The 617-nt window shown below is 31.8% G+C and carries 2 protein-coding genes; both read left to right on the top strand.

All coding sequences use genetic code 11. The features are described 5' to 3' along the window. A partial coding sequence (locus ABCO64_RS10570) for a hypothetical protein (RefSeq protein WP_343089444.1) occupies positions 1-249 on the top strand: 249 nt, incomplete at its 5' end. A 132-nt stretch (positions 250-381) separates the two neighbouring features. Continuing rightward, positions 382-546: a LacI family DNA-binding transcriptional regulator gene (locus ABCO64_RS10565; protein WP_343089443.1), complete on the top strand. Its 165-nt coding sequence runs from the start codon at positions 382-384 to the stop codon at positions 544-546. Positions 547-617 lie beyond the last annotated feature (71 nt).

Raw genomic sequence — 617 nt, 5'->3', positions numbered from 1 at the left:
CAAATAAGCATCGAAAAACAATCTACCTATCAACCAAAAATTACAATGGATTATCCTGTACGCTTTTTAGAAATGTTCCACAAAGAATGGTACGATTATATCGTCGAAAATTATCGCGAGTTATGGTGGCACGAAAATGAAGAACCAATTTGGAGAATACTCGATCGTTATAAGCGCCATAAAAATATTAAAAATGAAGATATGAATGCTTTAATAAGCGACTTAAAATCAGATTTGAAGGTGCATTAATTTCGGTTTAAACTTCCCACATGAATGATTAGTGTTTAACCCAAGGCTTTCTTTAATTTGTGGTATAGATGTGATATAATTTTATTGTTGATATGAACGATTTTATTAGAACACAATTACTGGAGGCTTTTCATGGGAAAGACAATTTACGATATTGCCAAAGAATTAAACGTTGCCCCATCAACGGTTTCTAAAGCATTAAATGGCAAATCGGGAATTAGTGACAAAACAAGAGAAAAAATCTTAAAGTATGCCGAAGAAGTAAGGTATTATGCGAATTATAACGCGTCTAATTAAAGATGAAAAAAAGTTTTTCAATTGGGGTGATTTATTCAGAAGATTTAGACATTGGTTTAGAACACTTTTTC

It is taken from the genome of Methanocalculus natronophilus, from assembly GCF_038751955.1.
Taxonomy (GTDB): Archaea; Halobacteriota; Methanomicrobia; order Methanomicrobiales; family Methanocorpusculaceae; genus Methanocalculus; species Methanocalculus natronophilus.
The sequence above is the reverse complement of the archived record's forward strand: the minus strand, read 5'-3'. Positions and strand labels throughout refer to the sequence as shown.